The sequence below is a fragment of the Flavobacterium sp. genome (assembly GCF_040402955.1).
GTDB lineage: Bacteria > Bacteroidota > Bacteroidia > Flavobacteriales > Flavobacteriaceae > Flavobacterium.
In genome coordinates this window covers 1-17,278 of record NZ_JBBALQ010000018.1, presented here as the reverse complement: position 1 = coordinate 17,278, position 17,278 = coordinate 1, and the positions used below count along the sequence as shown (strand labels likewise).

Annotated in this window: 22 protein-coding genes and 1 other RNA gene; 11 read left to right on the top strand and 12 right to left on the bottom strand. The window is 28.8% G+C overall.

Annotation, left to right across the window (positions count from 1 at the left end):
- Nucleotides 1-89 precede the first annotated feature (89 nt).
- The gene (gene prmA / locus ABWP78_RS07820) at nucleotides 90-929 is read left to right on the top strand and encodes a 50S ribosomal protein L11 methyltransferase (protein WP_353170318.1); all 840 of its coding nucleotides are present in this window, start codon (nucleotides 90-92) and stop codon (nucleotides 927-929) included.
- 29 nt (nucleotides 930-958) lie between these two features.
- Nucleotides 959-1,234, top strand: coding sequence for an ATP-dependent Clp protease adaptor ClpS (locus ABWP78_RS07815; RefSeq protein WP_353170316.1), 276 nt, complete (start codon nucleotides 959-961; stop codon nucleotides 1,232-1,234).
- 122 nt (nucleotides 1,235-1,356) lie between these two features.
- Here the strand turns inward: ABWP78_RS07815 and ABWP78_RS07810 are convergent, their stop codons facing one another.
- The 3 genes from ABWP78_RS07810 to ABWP78_RS07800 all read right to left on the bottom strand — a co-directional run bounded on the left by ABWP78_RS07810 (nucleotide 1,357) and on the right by ABWP78_RS07800 (nucleotide 2,680).
- Nucleotides 1,357-1,626, bottom strand: a complete 270-nt coding sequence (locus tag ABWP78_RS07810) for a heavy-metal-associated domain-containing protein (protein WP_353170314.1) — start codon at nucleotides 1,624-1,626, stop codon at nucleotides 1,357-1,359.
- Nucleotides 1,627-1,700: 74 nt separating this feature from the next.
- Complete coding sequence (locus tag ABWP78_RS07805; RefSeq protein WP_353170312.1) at nucleotides 1,701-2,114, bottom strand: DUF6691 family protein; 414 nt, start codon at nucleotides 2,112-2,114, stop codon at nucleotides 1,701-1,703.
- A complete protein-coding gene (locus tag ABWP78_RS07800; RefSeq protein ID WP_353170310.1) occupies nucleotides 2,114-2,680 on the bottom strand; it encodes a YeeE/YedE family protein in 567 nt (188 codons plus the stop codon). Before ABWP78_RS07800 ends, ABWP78_RS07805 begins: the two co-directional genes overlap by 1 nt.
- A 150-nt stretch (nucleotides 2,681-2,830) precedes the next feature.
- Here ABWP78_RS07800 and ABWP78_RS07795 point away from each other — a divergent pair, with 150 nt between their 5' ends.
- Genes ABWP78_RS07795 through ABWP78_RS07780 form a run of 4 tightly spaced genes read left to right on the top strand, consistent with a single transcriptional unit; the run spans nucleotide 2,831 to nucleotide 5,517 of the window.
- Nucleotides 2,831-3,310, top strand: a complete 480-nt coding sequence (locus tag ABWP78_RS07795; RefSeq protein WP_353170309.1) for a DUF4199 domain-containing protein — start codon at nucleotides 2,831-2,833, stop codon at nucleotides 3,308-3,310.
- Between the two features lie 2 nt (nucleotides 3,311-3,312).
- Nucleotides 3,313-3,780, top strand: a complete 468-nt coding sequence (locus ABWP78_RS07790) for a 2-dehydro-3-deoxyphosphooctonate aldolase (RefSeq protein WP_353170308.1) — start codon at nucleotides 3,313-3,315, stop codon at nucleotides 3,778-3,780.
- Between the two features lie 42 nt (nucleotides 3,781-3,822).
- On the top strand, nucleotides 3,823-4,641 hold the full coding sequence (gene kdsA, locus ABWP78_RS07785) for a 3-deoxy-8-phosphooctulonate synthase (RefSeq protein ID WP_353170306.1): 819 nt from the start codon (nucleotides 3,823-3,825) through the stop codon (nucleotides 4,639-4,641).
- A 24-nt stretch (nucleotides 4,642-4,665) separates the two neighbouring features.
- Nucleotides 4,666-5,517, top strand: coding sequence for a hypothetical protein (locus ABWP78_RS07780; protein WP_353170304.1), 852 nt, complete (start codon nucleotides 4,666-4,668; stop codon nucleotides 5,515-5,517).
- Nucleotides 5,518-5,594: 77 nt separating this feature from the next.
- Here ABWP78_RS07780 and ABWP78_RS07775 read toward each other — a convergent pair whose 3' ends face one another.
- Nucleotides 5,595-7,196: an MFS transporter gene (locus tag ABWP78_RS07775; protein ID WP_353170303.1), complete on the bottom strand. Its 1,602-nt coding sequence runs from the start codon at nucleotides 7,194-7,196 to the stop codon at nucleotides 5,595-5,597.
- Nucleotides 7,197-7,349: 153 nt separating this feature from the next.
- Nucleotides 7,350-8,552 (bottom strand): NAD(P)-dependent oxidoreductase, encoded by a 1,203-nt coding sequence (locus ABWP78_RS07770; protein WP_353170301.1) that lies wholly within the window; start codon nucleotides 8,550-8,552, stop codon nucleotides 7,350-7,352.
- 177 nt (nucleotides 8,553-8,729) lie between these two features.
- Here ABWP78_RS07770 and ssrA point away from each other — a divergent pair.
- Nucleotides 8,730-9,131: a transfer-messenger RNA gene (gene ssrA, locus ABWP78_RS07765) on the top strand.
- A gap of 37 nt (nucleotides 9,132-9,168) precedes the next feature.
- On the opposite strand, the gene ABWP78_RS07760 is transcribed toward ssrA, so the two are convergent.
- On the bottom strand, nucleotides 9,169-10,353 hold the full coding sequence (locus ABWP78_RS07760; RefSeq protein WP_353170299.1) for a hypothetical protein: 1,185 nt from the start codon (nucleotides 10,351-10,353) through the stop codon (nucleotides 9,169-9,171).
- A 94-nt stretch (nucleotides 10,354-10,447) separates the two neighbouring features.
- On the opposite strand from ABWP78_RS07760, the gene ABWP78_RS07755 reads away from it, so the two are divergent.
- The 4 genes from ABWP78_RS07755 to ABWP78_RS07740 all read left to right on the top strand — a co-directional run bounded on the left by ABWP78_RS07755 (nucleotide 10,448) and on the right by ABWP78_RS07740 (nucleotide 14,162).
- Nucleotides 10,448-10,921, top strand: coding sequence for a hypothetical protein (locus ABWP78_RS07755; protein ID WP_353170297.1), 474 nt, complete (start codon nucleotides 10,448-10,450; stop codon nucleotides 10,919-10,921).
- Nucleotides 10,922-10,949: 28 nt separating this feature from the next.
- A complete protein-coding gene (locus ABWP78_RS07750) occupies nucleotides 10,950-11,276 on the top strand; it encodes a hypothetical protein (RefSeq protein WP_353170295.1) in 327 nt (108 codons plus the stop codon).
- 736 nt (nucleotides 11,277-12,012) lie between these two features.
- On the top strand, nucleotides 12,013-13,920 hold the full coding sequence (locus ABWP78_RS07745; protein WP_353170294.1) for a hypothetical protein: 1,908 nt from the start codon (nucleotides 12,013-12,015) through the stop codon (nucleotides 13,918-13,920).
- Between the two features lie 8 nt (nucleotides 13,921-13,928).
- Nucleotides 13,929-14,162, top strand: a complete 234-nt coding sequence (locus ABWP78_RS07740) for a hypothetical protein (protein ID WP_353170292.1) — start codon at nucleotides 13,929-13,931, stop codon at nucleotides 14,160-14,162.
- A 174-nt stretch (nucleotides 14,163-14,336) separates the two neighbouring features.
- On the opposite strand, the gene ABWP78_RS07735 is transcribed toward ABWP78_RS07740, so the two are convergent.
- The 6 genes from ABWP78_RS07735 to ABWP78_RS07710 form a co-directional block, all read right to left on the bottom strand.
- Entirely contained in the window at nucleotides 14,337-15,281 is a 945-nt protein-coding gene (locus tag ABWP78_RS07735) for a LamG-like jellyroll fold domain-containing protein (protein ID WP_353170290.1), read from the bottom strand.
- Nucleotides 15,282-15,518: 237 nt separating this feature from the next.
- On the bottom strand, nucleotides 15,519-15,728 hold the full coding sequence (locus tag ABWP78_RS07730) for a hypothetical protein (RefSeq protein WP_353170288.1): 210 nt from the start codon (nucleotides 15,726-15,728) through the stop codon (nucleotides 15,519-15,521).
- Entirely contained in the window at nucleotides 15,725-16,114 is a 390-nt protein-coding gene (locus tag ABWP78_RS07725; RefSeq protein ID WP_353170287.1) for a hypothetical protein, read from the bottom strand. Before ABWP78_RS07725 ends, ABWP78_RS07730 begins: the two co-directional genes overlap by 4 nt.
- Nucleotides 16,098-16,421, bottom strand: a complete 324-nt coding sequence (locus ABWP78_RS07720; protein ID WP_353170286.1) for a hypothetical protein — start codon at nucleotides 16,419-16,421, stop codon at nucleotides 16,098-16,100. The genes ABWP78_RS07725 and ABWP78_RS07720 overlap by 17 nt, the downstream gene beginning before the upstream one ends.
- Nucleotides 16,421-16,585 (bottom strand): hypothetical protein, encoded by a 165-nt coding sequence (locus tag ABWP78_RS07715; RefSeq protein WP_353170285.1) that lies wholly within the window; start codon nucleotides 16,583-16,585, stop codon nucleotides 16,421-16,423. Before ABWP78_RS07715 ends, ABWP78_RS07720 begins: the two co-directional genes overlap by 1 nt.
- A 2-nt stretch (nucleotides 16,586-16,587) precedes the next feature.
- Nucleotides 16,588-17,278: hypothetical protein (locus ABWP78_RS07710; protein WP_353170283.1), on the bottom strand; the 691-nt coding region annotated here is incomplete at its 5' end.

Sequence of the window (17,278 nt, the reverse complement as noted above, 5' to 3'; positions counted from 1 at the left end):
CTTCTATTTCCTTACATTCCTTATATGGTAAAATATAAACCATCTGTAATATAAGGAAGGAATAAAATATAAGTTTTAAATAAATCCAAATGGCTAACACCTACATCGCATACCATTTTACAATTGAACCGACTGAACTGGGTTCGCAAATATTAATAGCTCAATTAGAAGATACCGCTTTTGAAAGTTTTGAAGAAACAGAAGAAGGCGTTTCGGCTTACGTTCAAAAAGACGTTTGGTCTGAAAATATTTTAAACGAGATTGAAATTCTTACGAATGAAAATTTCAAAATTTCTTACACAAACAATGAAATTGAGCCCGTAAATTGGAACGAAGAATGGGAAAAGAACTTCTCTCCTATTGATGTGGACGGAATTTGTCACGTTCGTGCACCATTTCATCCAGCAACAAATGCCAAATATGAAATCGTAATTGAACCAAAAATGAGTTTTGGAACAGGTCATCACGAAACTACGCACATGATGATTCAACATCTATTAGAGTTAGACGTTACCAACAAAAAAACCATTGATATGGGTTGCGGAACAGCCATTTTAGCCATTTTAGCTGAAATGAAAGGTGCATATCCAATTGATGCTGTAGATATTGACAATTGGTGTTACTTAAACTCAATAGAAAACGCGGAACGTAATACTTGCAAACATATTTCAGTATACGAAGGCGATGCATCTTGGTTAAATGACGGTCAGAAATACGATGTGTTTATTGCCAATATCAACAGAAATATATTATTAAACGATATGGCGACTTATGTAAACTGCATGAATGACAATTCAGTTTTATTATTAAGCGGATTTTATACAGAAGATTTTGAAGCTATCAACGAATGTTGCGAAAACTTAGGGCTAACTTTTGAATCGAAGAAAAAAAGAAACAATTGGTTAGGTTTGAAATATAGTAAAAATTAGTAATTTTGCATTACACTAAATCATTAGTTATGAATACATTAACAGAAACATTAGAAGACGTATTAGTTGAAGAAGCCATTGGTGTTAACAACGAAATTGTTTTATATAACGATGATGTAAATACTTTTGATCACGTTATTGAATCACTAGTTAAAATTTGCGACCATACTTGGGAACAAGCAGAACAATGTGCCATTTTGGTTCATTACAAAGGACAATGTACTGTGAAAACTGGTGAATTACCGAAGTTAAAACCCCAATGTGCTTCCTTGCAAGATGCGGGTTTAAGTGCAGTAATCATATAAAAAAAATCGACCAATCGGTCGATTTTTTTTTGCTACTTTGTCATTCTGAACTAGTTTCAGAATCTCGAGCAATAAATTATAGAATCTGAAACTAGTTCAGATTGACAAGAATAAAACATATTTTAAGAAGTTATTTTTCCAAAAGCACAACTCACGTACGATTTAGCTTTTGATGTTAACGAATTGGCTTCGCCATCTTCTGGATAACCAATATCGGCTAAGGCTAACTTTACTACATCTAAAGTATGTGCTTCTGTATATTCAAAAGTAACAGAATTGTCCTCTGTTTCAACAAGAACATCGGAAACATCATCTAAAGAATTTAATTTTTTTGAAATCGTATTGGCACAACCGCCGCATTTCAAATTTTGGATATGAACTATTGTTTTCATTTTTAATATTTTATAAAGTAAATTTACAAAATACTATTAGATAAAAACCTGATAATTATCATTTTATGAGAAAATTAATGCGGTAATTTATTTTTAAAAATCCCATAAATATATGTACCTAATAAAGCGCCTAGTAACACAACACAAATTGACAAAACACCATTTCCTATTAAAATAAAAATCGGACCTGGACAACAACCTACCAATCCCCATCCCAATCCAAACATAGTGCCACCAATACTATATCTTGAATACGAAAAATCTTTATCTTGAATATTTATTTCAGCGCCTTTAAAACCCTGAATTTCTTTTGATTTTATTAATTTAATTCCGCAAATGCCTACTAATATAGCTGTGGCGATAATTCCATACATATGAAAACTCTGAAACATGAACATTTCATAAATTCTATACCAAGAAACGGCTTCCGCTTTAGTTAAAACAATTCCGAAAACAATCCCAACTATAAAAAACTTTACTAATTTCATTACGAACCAAAAATTAAAGGAATTAAAAAATGTGCCGAAATTAATCCGCCAAGAAAAAAGCCAATTACTGCAATTAAAGAAGGTATTTGCAAATTGCTTAACCCAGAAATAGCATGACCAGAAGTACAACCACCTGCGTAAGGGGTTCCAAACCCAATTAAAAACCCACCAAATAGCAAAACAAAAAATCCTTTTAATGTAAATGCATTTTCTAAACTAAATAAAGCATCAGGACCTAACTTACCATTAGGGACATCAATATTTAATTGTTGTAAACTAGTAATTGTTTTTGGATTTATTTGAAGTACACTTGTAGCATCCATCAAAAAATAAGAAGCTATAAAACCACCAACTACAGCACCCAAAGCAACAGATAAGTTCCATTTTTGTTCCTTCCAATCAAAGTCAAAATATTCGATTTTCTTTTTGGCAAATGTCATGCTACAAATATTTCTTAAATTAGACGACATGCCAAAGGTTTTACCAAAATAGGTTAAAACCAACATGATAAGTCCGATTAAAAAACCAGAAATAGCCCAGTGCCAGGTACCTTGAATTACTTCCATATTTTGTGAAATAGTATTTAATGAATTACTATATTTGTTTTCGATTTCGTTTGTAACTATTTAATATAAAAAGTAGTCCATTTGAAATACAATTAGAAAAAGTTATTTATTGTTGCAGACTTTTTAAAACCGACTTCAAAGATACAAAAAATGAATAAATTTAAAATAGAATTTAAATGGGCAATATACTGCACTTTTTTAGGAATTATGTGGTTTCAACTAGAAAAATATTTAGGTTTTCATGATACAAACATTGCCAATCATCCTGTATTTACAAATTTAGTATTTATTTTAATATTCGGAATTTACATTCTTTTTTTATTAGATAAGAAAAAAAACTTTTTCAATGGCATAATGACTTGGCAACAAGGGTTACTTTCTGGTGTAATTTTAGCTGTTTTCGCTATGATTTTAACACCCTTTGCTCTATATTTTTCCTTAAAGTATGTGAATCCTGATTTTTTTACAAACATGATAAACTATTCGGTTTCTAAGGGGATGAAACCAGAAAATGCTCAAGCTATGTTTGACATAACCGCATATATGATTTTTGCAACTTTTGGAACGTTATCATTTGGTATCATATTTGCAGCTTTAGCAGCATTACTTGTAAAAACTAAAAATAAATAATAATGAGAAAGTTAAGCCTCCTTAGTTTCATTCTTGTACTTTGCGTGTCATGTGTAAGTACAAAAAACACCATTCAAAATATAGATGACACAGCTGTAATACCAAAAATTGTTGCAGAACAATTTGAATTAACAGAAACAGCCACCGATTTGCAATACGGATATAGTGAATTTTATCCAATAAATTTAGGTTTTTCAACGTATGAAAACAGCAACAACCAAAACGTGAATCGATTTTTTAATAGCTTTACGGGTATAAACGGCGAAAAAGTAACCTACAAAATTACCGAAACGTGTTGCCCGTTTCCTAGCAAACACAATAAAATGGGTGCTGGAACTTTAGTGTTATATGAAATATACTTAGACGGAAAACCTGCAAATAAAAAAATATACGTCAATACATTTGAAAAGGGCAAAATAATGTGTCCAAAAGGATTTATAATTAAAAAAAGTGAAACTTCTAGTAACTAAAACGCGAACCTTTGTTATCTTTGCACCTTAAAATTCAACAACATGAACTTAGACCATATTCCACAAATTAAACATACAAAAAGCGGTAATTTTTTCGTTTTAGCGGGGCCTTGCGCCATTGAAGGTGAAGAAATGGCTTTACGAATTGCTGAAAAATTAGTTACAATTACAAATAATTTACAAATTCCGTTTGTTTTTAAAGGTAGTTTTAAAAAAGCAAATCGTTCAAGAATTGATAGTTTCTCTGGAATTGGTGATGAAAAAGCATTAAAAATACTTGAAAAAGTTTCAAAAGAATTTGGTGTGCCAACCGTAACAGATATTCATACCAACGAAGATGCTGCAATGGCGGCTACGTATGTTGATGTCTTGCAAATTCCTGCGTTTTTAGTTCGTCAAACAGATTTAGTTGTAGCTGCTGCCAAAACAGGTAAAACAGTAAACTTGAAAAAAGGACAATTTATGAGTCCGGAAAGCATGAAACACGCGGCTCAAAAAGTAAAAGATTGTGGCAACGATAATTTTATGATTACCGATAGAGGAACGATGTTTGGTTACCAAGATATGATTGTAGATTTCAGAGGCATTCCAACAATGAAAGAATTTGGAACTACTGTCTTAGATGTAACGCATTCACTTCAACAACCTAATCAAACTAGTGGCGTAACTGGCGGAAGACCAGATATGATTGAAACCATTGCCAAAGCAGGAATTGTAACAGGTGTAGATGGAATTTTTATTGAAACCCATTTTGATCCAGCAAATGCAAAAAGTGATGGTGCAAATATGTTACATTTAGACTATTTTGAAGGTTTAATGACAAAATTAGTAGCCATCAGACAAACTATTAACAAATTTTAATACATAGAAGTAGCAACTTTCCAAATGAAAAAAATAGTAACACTTTTAATTGCCTTACTTACGATAACAAGTTTTGCACAAACTGAAAACTTAGTTGATTTACCAATACAAAGCGAAAAATATACCGCACACAACAAAGGAAAATTCTTTTTTTACTGGGGTGGGAACAGAGGCTATTACTCTACTTCAGATATAAGATTTACTGGTGCTGATTATGATTTTACTTTAGAAAACGCTACAGCTCACGACAGACCAAAAGGCTATCATATTGATTATATAAATCCAACTAAAATGACGATTCCACAAACCAATTTTAGAATGGGTTATTTTTTTAATGACCATTATAATATTTCTGTGGGAGTGGATCATATGAAATACGTAATGTCTCAAAATAAAGTGGTTTCTTTTAGCGGAAATTATCCAAATGAAGGCACTTTTGATGAAAGTTTGCCAGGAAACGAAGTGTTACTTACCGAGAAATTTTTGACATTTGAACATACAGATGGTTTAAATTACATTAATTCAGAAATAACACGTGTAGATGACATTTCAAAATGGTTTAATTTACCAAACACGGATAAATTTCAAATTAATTTATCAGAAGGATTTGGTGCAGGTGTTTTATTACCTAAAACCAACACCAAATTATTTGCCAAAGAAAGATATGATGAATTTCACTTGTCTGGATTCGGTATTTCAGCAAAAGCGGGATTGACCTTTACGTTTTTCAAACATTATTTCATTCAAACCGAATTAAAAACGGGTTATATTGAAATGAATGATATTAGAACCACATTCAGTACAGCAGACAAAGCCCAACAAAACTTTTGGTTTTTACAAAGTACGATTGCCTTTGGCGGGATATTTAAAATCTAGATTACAGTATACTAATAAAAAAGTCCGTCAGAGTTTGAATTCTGGCGGACTTTTTTTATGTTAAGAATGAATCGTTTTTAATGACCTCCTTCAGATTCAATGGTATCAATATTAATATTTTGATGTTTTAATGATTTTTTAATTAATAATGTTAAAATCAATAATCCAGCAAAACAAAAAGCAGCAATCAAATAAGAAAAATGTATATCCCATGAATCTCCAATTGCTCCTTGGAATGGAGGAATAATAGCACCTCCTAAAATCATAGTAATTAAAAAAGCTGAACCTTGGCTTGTATGTTTTCCTAATCCTGTAACTGATAAAGCAAAAATACAAGGCCACATAACAGAGCAAAACAATCCGCCTGAGATAAATGCAAAAACAGATACTATCCCGGTTGTAAATGTACCAATTAGCATAGAAATAATTGCTAATGTGCTAACATAAATCATTGTTTTAACAGGCTTTTCATTTGACATTAAAAAAGCAACTATTCCAATTAAAATAACAATTGAATAACTATATAAGTCTGAAACATCTGTACCTTTTAATGAGTTTGCATACAAAATAATACCAAAAGCTATAAAAGGTACAATTATAGTAGCGATTATTTTTGGTACTCTACTTAATTGAAAAACACTTATTGCCCCTATCCATCTTCCAATCATTAAACTTCCCCAATATAACGAAATGTATTTAGAAATTTGCGCATCATTTAATCCATCAGGTGTCAAATAACCTGGTGTTTTTAATAATGCTCCGAAATTATTATCTATTGAAACTTCAACTCCAACATAAACAAAAATAGCAATCATACCATAAACTAATTGAGGATATTTCATTGCACCCCAACCTTCCGAATTTTTTAGAGCAAGTTTATTTGAATATATTAAAATACCAAGAATAGATAGTAATAAAAGCATCAATAATATTGTTTTAGAAACTGATGTCACATTTCCGATTAATATTAAACCTAAAATAGCTATAGTAATGGCAATTAAGGCTTTACTGGCTTTTGGTGAATTTTCAATAGATTCATCATTTTTTCCAGAAGGCAATTTGGAAAAAATAAATATTAATGCAACAAATAAGAACACACCAGCTAAAATTAAATACAAAGTATTTATGTTTGATGGTGATGGTTCTACTTCAGAAGTTAAACTCCCAAATAAAAAATAACTTACAATTATAGGTCCAACAGTTGTTCCTAATGAATTAATTCCACCTGCAAAATTCAACCTATGAGCACCAGTTGTTTCATCTCCTAAAGAAATTGCAAAAGGTTGTGCTGCGGTTTGTTGAAGTGAAAAACCTAATGCCACAATAAACAATGATAATAACATTAAGCCAAAAGAATTTACATTTGTACTTGGTATCATTATTAGAGCTCCAACAATAGAAATAAATAATCCAATTATAATGGCTTTTTTATAACCAACTTTATTTACAATATCATATTTTAAAAATGCAGAACCTAAATATAAAATTAATGAACCTATAAAATATGCACCAAAAAAAGCTGAACCAAGTAATTGAGATTCAAAATTTGTAAGCTTAAAATGATTTTGACAAAAAGGAATTAATATTCCATTTGAAGCAGCAACAAATCCCCAAAAAAAGAAGACTGTAACCAGAGTCAATAAAGCTGGGTAATTTGTTTGTTTATTTTCTGAATTCATAGTAAATAGTTTTTTTTAATAGTTGTTTGATTAGTTGTTTGCTAAATAACAAAAATTTTATGTCATTAAATTATAAAAACAAAAAAAAATAACGAAAACGAAATAGTTGGATTTTATAAGGTTCTCTTAATTGTAATAATTTATATTAAATCATTATTCTCCCTCTAAATACGTTTGCAAATAGTTAAATCTTGGCGTAAGTTTTCCATTTTCAGTAATTTTAGCTCTAGCTAAAACACCTGAAGCATCGCCATTAAAAAAAGCCGGAACCACGTGTTCTAAAAACATTTCTCCAAAACCTTCACTGGCATCTTTTGGCAATTCGCAAGGCAAATTATCTACTGCCATTACTACAATAGCGCTGGGATGAAACATATCCACTTCTTTATGTTCGCTAGGCAAATAACCATAATTTGGATTAGCAATAGTACTGGCGCGTAACGTACAGGCTATTGGACCGTCGATGTCACAAGAAATATCAGCAACCACTTTAATTTTACAATTTGGAGCGTCTAACATGTCTTGTGTTAAAATTTCTGGCGCCCCGTTGCCATAAAAATGACCTGCCATAAAAATATCAGATACAGTTGTGAAACGTTCAAAATTAGAAGTAAAATGTTCTGGATTTGAATAAAATTTAGATTTATTAAAAGCAACGCCTGACTTATTGCTATTGTAATCTTGAACATCAATCATCGTATACACTGGATAAGTATACGTTTTAGATAGATAATCAGATACAGAAACTTCTTTAATTTTCATGCCATCTAACATTTCTTTGGCACCAAAAGCTACTTTTCCTTTTCCTGATAAGACAATTTTTATTGGCGGTAAAAAAGGTTTCTTAAGTTGAGAAATCAAGGCGTCTTGATTGGCTAGTGTTTCTGCTTTTGGTAATGAAAAAATTTCAAATTTTAACCCGAAGGCTCTAATTCCGTTATATGCTCCTACAATTCCAGCATATCTTCCAAAACCAATTAAACGTGTATTATTTTCATTAACTACTGTTTCGTGGTCATACAACTCGATTTTTTTATCTATACACGCTTGTAATAAATCCCTATTATAAGCTTGTTTTTTAATTGTATGAGAAAAGAAAAAATATTTTTTATTTGGGATTAATGCTTCAACAGGGACTTCCTTTACGCCAAGTAGCACGTCACAATCATCCATGTTTTCTGAAACTTCAAAACCATTTTCTGTATATTCTAAATCTGAAAATACACGAATGTCTGAGGTTTGAATTTTAAAATCAGCATTTGGAAACTGCTTTTTAACTTTTAAAAGTTCTAATGGAGAAAACACCACTCTTCTGTCTGGCGGTGATTTTCTTTCTTTAATAATTCCGAATTTCATTTTATTTAGGTTTAGGGCTTTTTGTATGTTTTTAACACAATTTACTTGTATTAATTTACAAATATAACATTTTTGATTTTGAGTGTAAAACTTTTCTGCTTGAATAATTTATTGTAATTTTGGCATCCATTTGATTTGAAGGTATAGTATTCATGACTTGATATATTAAATGAATATGGGGTCGACTGGTTTTGACAGCAAGTGGCACTAATTAGTAAGCATGTCGAGCATTGTATTTTTGGCTCGTTAATATCAATGATACACACTTTTTAAACGGCGAAAATACTTACGCTTTAGCTGCATAATCCGAATTATAGTACGATAATGCCATGTCCCAACCAGGTTGGGAAGCTGGATTTCTCTCAAAAGCCTTGGTTTGTGGCGGTTGATTTAGAGGAATGGTAAAAATAAACCTAGGAATGGTAAAACTTTAAATCCACTCTGACATTCATAAAGTTAAGCGAATAGTGGCTGTTTTTGGCCAAGCTATTTTGTCGAAAATCTAAACAAAAACTAAACATGTAGAACGCTTTTTGATGGCTTGTTTGGACGAGAGTTCGATTCTCTCCGACTCCACAGAAAACCAAAAGACCTCAAATAAAAATTTGAGGTCTTTTTATTTTTTATTATAATCTAAAAAGAAATAAAATTTTGTTTTGTTAATAAGACGATTCAGTTCTGTTTCTTTTAATTGATATTTTTTACTTGACTTTATTTTTATCATTTTCAACTCAATTATTAATCTTTGAATTTGGAAATAATCATGCATTATAAAAATTATATCTTTTGAATGTATTCTCTTCAATATACTTTTTGATTCTGACACTTTACCCAATTGAAACAAATTTATAGCTTTAATCAAGTCCAATGTCTCAATATAACCTTCATCCATTGAAAAATCAGGTAATCTTTTATAATCCAATTCACAAATTTCAAGCACTTCACTAGCTTCTTGTGGCCTTTCAATTAGATTTAAAACATCAGCAAGTATAAATTGAAAATATGGAAAGTTTATATATTCTCTTTTCCATTTACTTATATTTGAAGCCTCTTTAATACTTAAATTTATCCATTTTTCAAGTTCAAATTCGTTTTGGTTTAAATAATGCTCTAATATATTGGAAGCAAATTTTCTAGCTAAAGGAAAGGGATGATATATTTGTTCTTCAGGAATGGTATTAATTAATTTAAGAACATCTGACCTTTTTGAATTATTTGACATAGCATAACCAAAATAGAGTAAGCTCATGCCAAATAATTGTGATTCATAATTATTTTTTTCTTTAAGATATTTGGACAAGTGAATCGAGTATCCTGATGATAAGCCATCTATAAAGGGAAATCTTTCATAAAAAAATATTTGAGCAGATTTATTTTTAGCCAAAAATGTAGAAGTACTATTCAACAAATCATTATCCCTAAGTAGTAATTTTGCAATATTTTTACTAGCGTTGTGATAATTTTCGTCTAAACTAGGGTTTTTAGGATTTATTGAATAAAATAATTTTATGTATTTTATGTCTTTTGAATCTACTATTTTAGTATTATCATTATATAGTTTAATGAAATCTTTATAGTTTTCATAACCACAATAAACAGCAAGATAATTTAATGAAGTATTGGATATTTTCACGCCATCATCAATAAAATTCATTAACCTTCTAAGGGTCTGTGCACTAATTCTGACCTGAATATTATCATAAATATCATCTGATAATAGTATACAATCTTTTGAAAACATTACATTGCTCCCAAAGGTTTTTTGAACACAATCAACTAAGTCTTTATATTTTTTTTTCAAAATGGAATAAAATGGATTTTTTTATAAAAGTATTAAAAAATAATTTTATCAATAATTAAATTAAATACAAAAAAGAAAAAAAAGTTTTTAAAAAATGAATTTAAGCAATTTACAAAAATTAAATAAGTATTTATTTAATTTGAAATGGTTACTTTTTACACTTTTATTAATTGATATTATTGGTAGAATATCCATAATTATCATAAATGATGTAGATTTTGCAAATAGGTTTACAATGTTTATTTTTTTATTATTTCAAATATTTTTTGGAAGTTTCTTTTTTGTTAAAAATTTTAATTTTAAAGTACCATTTAAATATTATTTGTTCCTTGGGATTGGAGTTAGTATAGTTTTATTTATTAATCTCTATCAAATGATTGGTTTGATAATTGATGCAAATAATATATTATTCTATAATTATAATTATATAGGCAATTATTCTAAAGATATTTTACCTAAGTATAGCCCCTATTTTATAGTGTTTGATTTACTTATTACGGTATCAGTTGCGATATTTATTTTAACAGAACAGATATTTGAAAAAAAATTAAAATTCTTAAAAAAATGAAGAAATACTTAAAATAATCTTGTTATTATTGTTTGCAAATCAAGGCTTTTCACAGATAGACGAAATTAGAGTCAATTTATTAAGAGCAAAAAATCAAACCATTGAGATAAATAGAAACTACAAATTAAACGTTCAAGTTTATCCTGAATTGCCTAGAAATGGAAATTTTGCAATTATTGATGATAAAAATAGAACTATATATCAAGATGAATACATTGAAGCAGATTTTGTTATCATAGATTTCAAATGGTTTGCAAAAAAAATTAAAAACGGTAAATATTTACTGAGGTTTAGAACTGAATCCGAAGATTCTGAAAATGTTGAAGAAGAAATAATAACACTTAAATTAAAATAAGATTATGAAATATATTAACCTAGCCTTTTTTACAGTTGGAGTAACTTTAATTATATGTTTTTTTGTAATTCAAGATTATTATAAGTTTCATATTTATCTCAATCCTACTCATGATCATCAAAATGATTTGACATTGCAAATGCATGTGTTTACTATTTGGAAAATTTACTTAAATACTTTAATAATTTCAATAGTACTTTATACTTTACTTTCACTATCAAATTTTATATTTATTAAAGTCAAACAAAAAAAACAATAATATAAGAATATATGAATTATAGAGATTATATATATTTTGATTTAGAAGTTAATTGGAAAGAAAAAAAATGGGTTTCGATAAAGAAATGTTTTCTGCTTCTCGCTTTAATTGTTATCCTTTTATATAGAACAACTAAAATAATAAATTTAGAAATAAATAATGAAGATAGGTTTTTTACATTTTTATTTACAATGTATCCAATGATTTTATCTTTATTATTGGTAATGAAAATAAATACAAATAAAATTTATGTAAAATCAATTTTTATATTTTTAATTAGTCTATTTGTTTTCTTATTAGTTTTAAACATATATTTTGCTAGAGGTTATTTTTTTACAATGTTAGGTGATGATTTTACAGTTTATGAATTGATAATTACTTTTTCAACTAATGTATTTATTATTGGACATCTAAACACAAACAATCGATTTAAAAATTAAATTATCAAAAATCAATACAATAATTTAAAACTAATTTATGAAAAAACTTATTCTGAATTTCTATATTTTACTATCAATCAATTTTTCTTTTGCTCAAACAGATTTAGTTAAAAAGAAAATCATTGAAAAATATAATATTAAAAACTTCGAAGTTTTAGAGCCTTTTAATGGCGGCTATGAAATAAATTATTCAGAATGTATTAACTATTTAATAAAATTACAAGACGGTTCGTTTAAAATTTATGACAACAGTAATACTATTTTGTTATCCGATCATTTTATTAATTATCAAAACTGTATTTCATACAAAATTTCAATAAATACAACTTTAAATGGCAATAAAGAATGGCTTATATATGAGAAAGGATTTCCATTTTATAGTAAACCTTGGAGCCCAATCCGAATTCCGTTTGAAACTTACGATAAAATACTTCTAGGAGATGATTCTGAGTTTCCAAATTTAATTGGTGTTAAAGGAAAAATGAAAACCAAATTTAGTTTAGATTTTTCAAACCAAAATTTAATAAATAGTCAAAATATTGATTTTTATGGTGATGCCGATTTTTTAGAAACAAACAAAACCTATTTCCCTTATGGCTATGGTAGAATTGCACCTTATGAAATTGAAAAAAATACTAATTGTAAAGACGATACCAGTCCCTATTGCAATAAAGGCAAAATAATTTATCGGTATTCTGATGATTTAGAGGAAACAAATAGCAAATATAATGTTGACTTTGATTCAATTATTGCCAAAGTTTCTGATAAGTGGACTAAAAGTTTAATAGTAGAAAAAGAGGGGTTTTTACATGTATTTAATCCCGAATATGATGGCTATGAATTAAAAAAAATAGATGGTTTTACAGATCATTTTGCTTATAATAATCAAGGGATTTATAAATTTTTTAAAGAAACTGATCCACCACGAATATTTTTACCTATTCATTTACCTAAAGATGTAATCATAAAAAAAGACACACTTAATGGGGATGTAATATACTCATTCAATGAATTAAAAGTTAATTCATTGACTACAATTCTAAAACTTAATTTTACAAAAAGCACCATATCAATAATTCATAATTCTGTAGAAGAAAAAATGAGTTTTGAAGAGTATGCGCTAAAAGAAACAGAAAAAAGAAAAGACAATTCATTACAAAAATTGGAATCTAAAAACCCCATTTATGACCTATCATATAATGATGCTTCTTACGAAGTAAAATTTTATGTCTTTGAAAATCTAGAATCATATAATATTGATTATACTGAAAAAACAAAAAATTACTATGAAAATAGCGATAGCCTTCCGTTCTACTATCAATATTTTAAATCAATTCCTCATTTTTTTGATATTGATGATATTCAAATAAAATTAATTTTAATTGAGAAAGATAAAACATATCATGGAGCTGCACTGTTTTATGATAATTTCTATAATTTTGAAGGGGCCTCGGCAAGTGCAAGATTAAAAGCATTAGATGAAATTATAAAATTATTTCCAACAATCAGTGAGCTCTATTATTATAGGAGTTATCTAAACTTTAATTTAAATAACAACCAGGAAGCATTGGATGATATTAATAAATGCGTTGAATTAGATCCAACAATTCGTAATTATATTCGAAGAATTGTACATTCATCCTACTCTGTTTCATCATTCGAAAAAAATAAGCTAAATATTTATAATGACATAAATGCTGCAATTAATTTACTAAAATTATCTGAAGGTGAAAATTATTGGGTTGATTATTGTTTATACTGGGCAAAAATTAATTTTCTTTTAGAAAATAAAATACTATCAAAAAACAAAAAAAATGAAGAAGTTTGTATACAAGTAAATTCAATCTTAGATTTATTAAATAACAAATTAATTGATAGAAAAGATTTATTACAAGGTGAATTAGAAAAAATTGAAAATATTAAACAAAAAAGTAAATGTAAATAACTTTAATTATGGCAAAATGTTCAAAATGTGACTTTAAATATGCTACACAAGATAAATGCCCAAACTGCGGTGCAGAAGATCCAGTTAGTACATCTGAAGAAATTTCAAAAATTATGAATAGAATATTAATAACCGCTTTAATACTATTTATATGCTTCATAATTTGGCCTACCCAGGTAGCAAAAGTATTTGCCGCGTTTTCAATTTTAATAAATGAATTTATTAAAGGATTCGGCGGTTAGTTAAATCGGTCATGTTTTATCAATCTCGTATTCAAAATTTCTAAAACAAATCTTCTATCTCCACAACTCAAACCAAAAGACCTCATATTTTCATAAGAGGTCTTTTTATTTTTATAAATTTAGACTACTACTAAAATCGTCTGTAAAAGAAATAGATCTAAATTAAACCAAAAATTAATTCTTTATAAATTTCATAGGAGAACCTCCCTCAATTTTCAAAAAGTACAAACCGGTTTTCAAAGCAGCAACCGAAACTTCGGAAGAAGTGGCTGTAATCGTTTGTGTGCTTACCGTTCTTCCCAATTCATCAATAATTTGATACGTTTTTCTAATGTTTTGGGCGTCAACTTCCAATTGAAGCATAGTTGTAGCTGGGTTTGGAAATACGTACACTTTAGAAGCAGAAAAATCATTCAATCCTAAAGCACTTTGATATAATATAGCGACTTCATTAGGATTTATGGCTCGGTTCCAAATACCAATGTCATCCAAACTACCCGCAAAATAATCTCCTGAAACCCCACGACCAACCCAGAACGGAAGAGCAGCTTGGCTCACACTCGTATGCGTATTGGTGGTAGTTCCCTGTAAAACACCATTTCTGTAAAACGTCATCGTGTTTCCGGAATAAACACCTACATAATGTTCCCATTGATTGAGGACATAATTAGTTGTTGCATTGGTCCAAAACCATGAAGATTGTTGTTTGTTGGTTCCAAAAATAGCCTTAGTTGCGTCACATTGAACCAACCATATGAAATTCAAACTGGCTGTACTTCCGCTCATAATGGCAACATTACCGCTAGTATTATTTGCTTTTTTGACCCAAATAGACACTGAAAAACTTCCGGCCTGCGTAAAGGTGTGTCCGAAACTTGTTCGCGTTAAATAACTCGAAGTGCCATTAAAAGAATATGCTGAATTTGCATTTCCAAATCGATCGGTTGTTGCAGTTAGATTAAAAGGTGTCAAAGTGTTTCCATTACTTGTTGCGTCAGTTGCATCAGTCATACCCCACCAAGCAAGTAAGCCTGACGTAGGAACATAAGCAGGCGGTTGTGCAAAAATAATAGAAGCACAAAAACAAAAAAGTATTGTAAAGTAGTTTTTTACGTTCATAAACAGTTGGTTTTAAAGTTATTATATACAAACTTAACAAATTTAACAATCTATTTATAAAATAAGTCGACATTTCTAAATTATTTTATTAAAAAAGAATAGAATTAAAAAATGTTAGGAAATGTCAATTGCTTCAAGACTAATATAAATATTCTTGTTTACAACTTCAAATTAAATTGGAGTTTTACTTTAACTGAAAAAAGAATTAATGGTATAATGAAATAAATTATTGTAAAATTAATTTATTTTATAAAGCATTTTTATTACCCAATACCAAAATGCAACTAAAATTGCTATGCCTATTATTGTGCCTACTACCCCTACAACTTTAATAAGTTTAATAGAAAATATATCTAAATTTTTATTTAAATCTGACGTATGTTGGAGTTGTTCACCTTCGATTTTTTCTTTTAAAAGGATTTCCGTTTTTTTCTTTTTAAGTATCATTTTATTCTAGATGTTAAAGGAATTCTAAATATAGAAGCTAGTAATAAACCGATTGCTGTTTCTCCTAAAAGTCTACCCAATATAGGATTCACATAATTATCAGGAGGACTAACAAAATAGTAAATAAATTGAAACCAACTAAATAATGTAATTGAAATACCAACAATTAAAAAAAACCAATTAAAAAGCCCGAAATTTAGTTTTCCAAATAAAAATAAATAGGTCATATATGGTACTAATACACAATCTAATATTTGAAAAAATAAATTCAAAATTGAATATCCAAAGTTCATTTTAGATACCTTTAAATTAGGCTCTGGAAAATGATATTCTGCTTGATCTGGCAAAGGTATCAGCTCGTCAAAAAGTTCACGTAGTAATCCCATTTCGTTTCGTAAATAAAGTAATTATTATTATTAATATTGCTATTGCATTGGAAACCAAGGTTGATAATCCCAAATAATACCAGCCAACATCAACCTTAACGCTAGATGTTTTAAATAAACTAAAAGCCAAAAGACCAAAAAACAAAATACAACAAAGCGCTAAAAACATCCATCCAAATCCAAATTTTCCTTTTTTCCTGGATCTATAAGCTAAAATACTAAATGCCAATCCAGCAAAAAAAGAAAGTAGTAAATAGAGTATTACAAATTTTAAAGATCCATTAGGAGACGTATTTGTTTTTGGCATTATTTAAAAAATAAGTTTATAATTTTTCTACCAATTTTTCGTTCTATACCACCACGTGTAGTTGGAATTCCAGTTTTACGTGCGATACTATTTTTAGCTCCGGCTAGTCCTATTAAACGACTTAGTGAAAATGATAATCCGTATTTACCTTTAAATCCAAACATGATTATTTTTGTGTATTTGATAAATTATTAAAAGCGTCTAACAATTGTTGCAATAAATCGGTTGATAAATCTGAAGCGCTTGTTAATTGAACTGTTTTTCCTGAAAATTCAAATTGAATATTATTCTTTTTAAATCTAATAAACAAAAAAGTTTTGCTTCTACCTTTAGGAAACAAACATGTAAAGGTTATGAAATTTGGAGTGTAATTTACTTGGATTAGTTTGTCAAATTTATTTTGAATGATATCATGAATTCCTTTTAAATTTGTAATATATTCTACTGGAAATTTATTTATTTTTAAAATCTCAGCTAATCCATCAAAACCATCATATCTGACTTTTTCTCCTTTTGATATTGGCTTAACAACAACATCAAGATTTACGCTTGTTACAGCACTAAATCCAATTATTCTTGAAATTTCTTCTGAAAAATTTAACCCTTCAGGAACTAATTCAACTATATAATTTAACAATTGTGATAACTGAAAAGTTCTGGAAGTCATGTAAGGATCTCCTTGACATTTTCTGAAAAGTACTTTTTCCCATTCGTCGTCAAATTCACTGGTACTATTTAAAATAATTAGTTGAGATTCTGTTAATTCTGGTAAGCGTAACTTTTTAGCAGTTTGTTCTGTCCAATTGCATATTCCGGTGATATTGACCACCCAATTCCAATTTAAAGTGACCACCTGA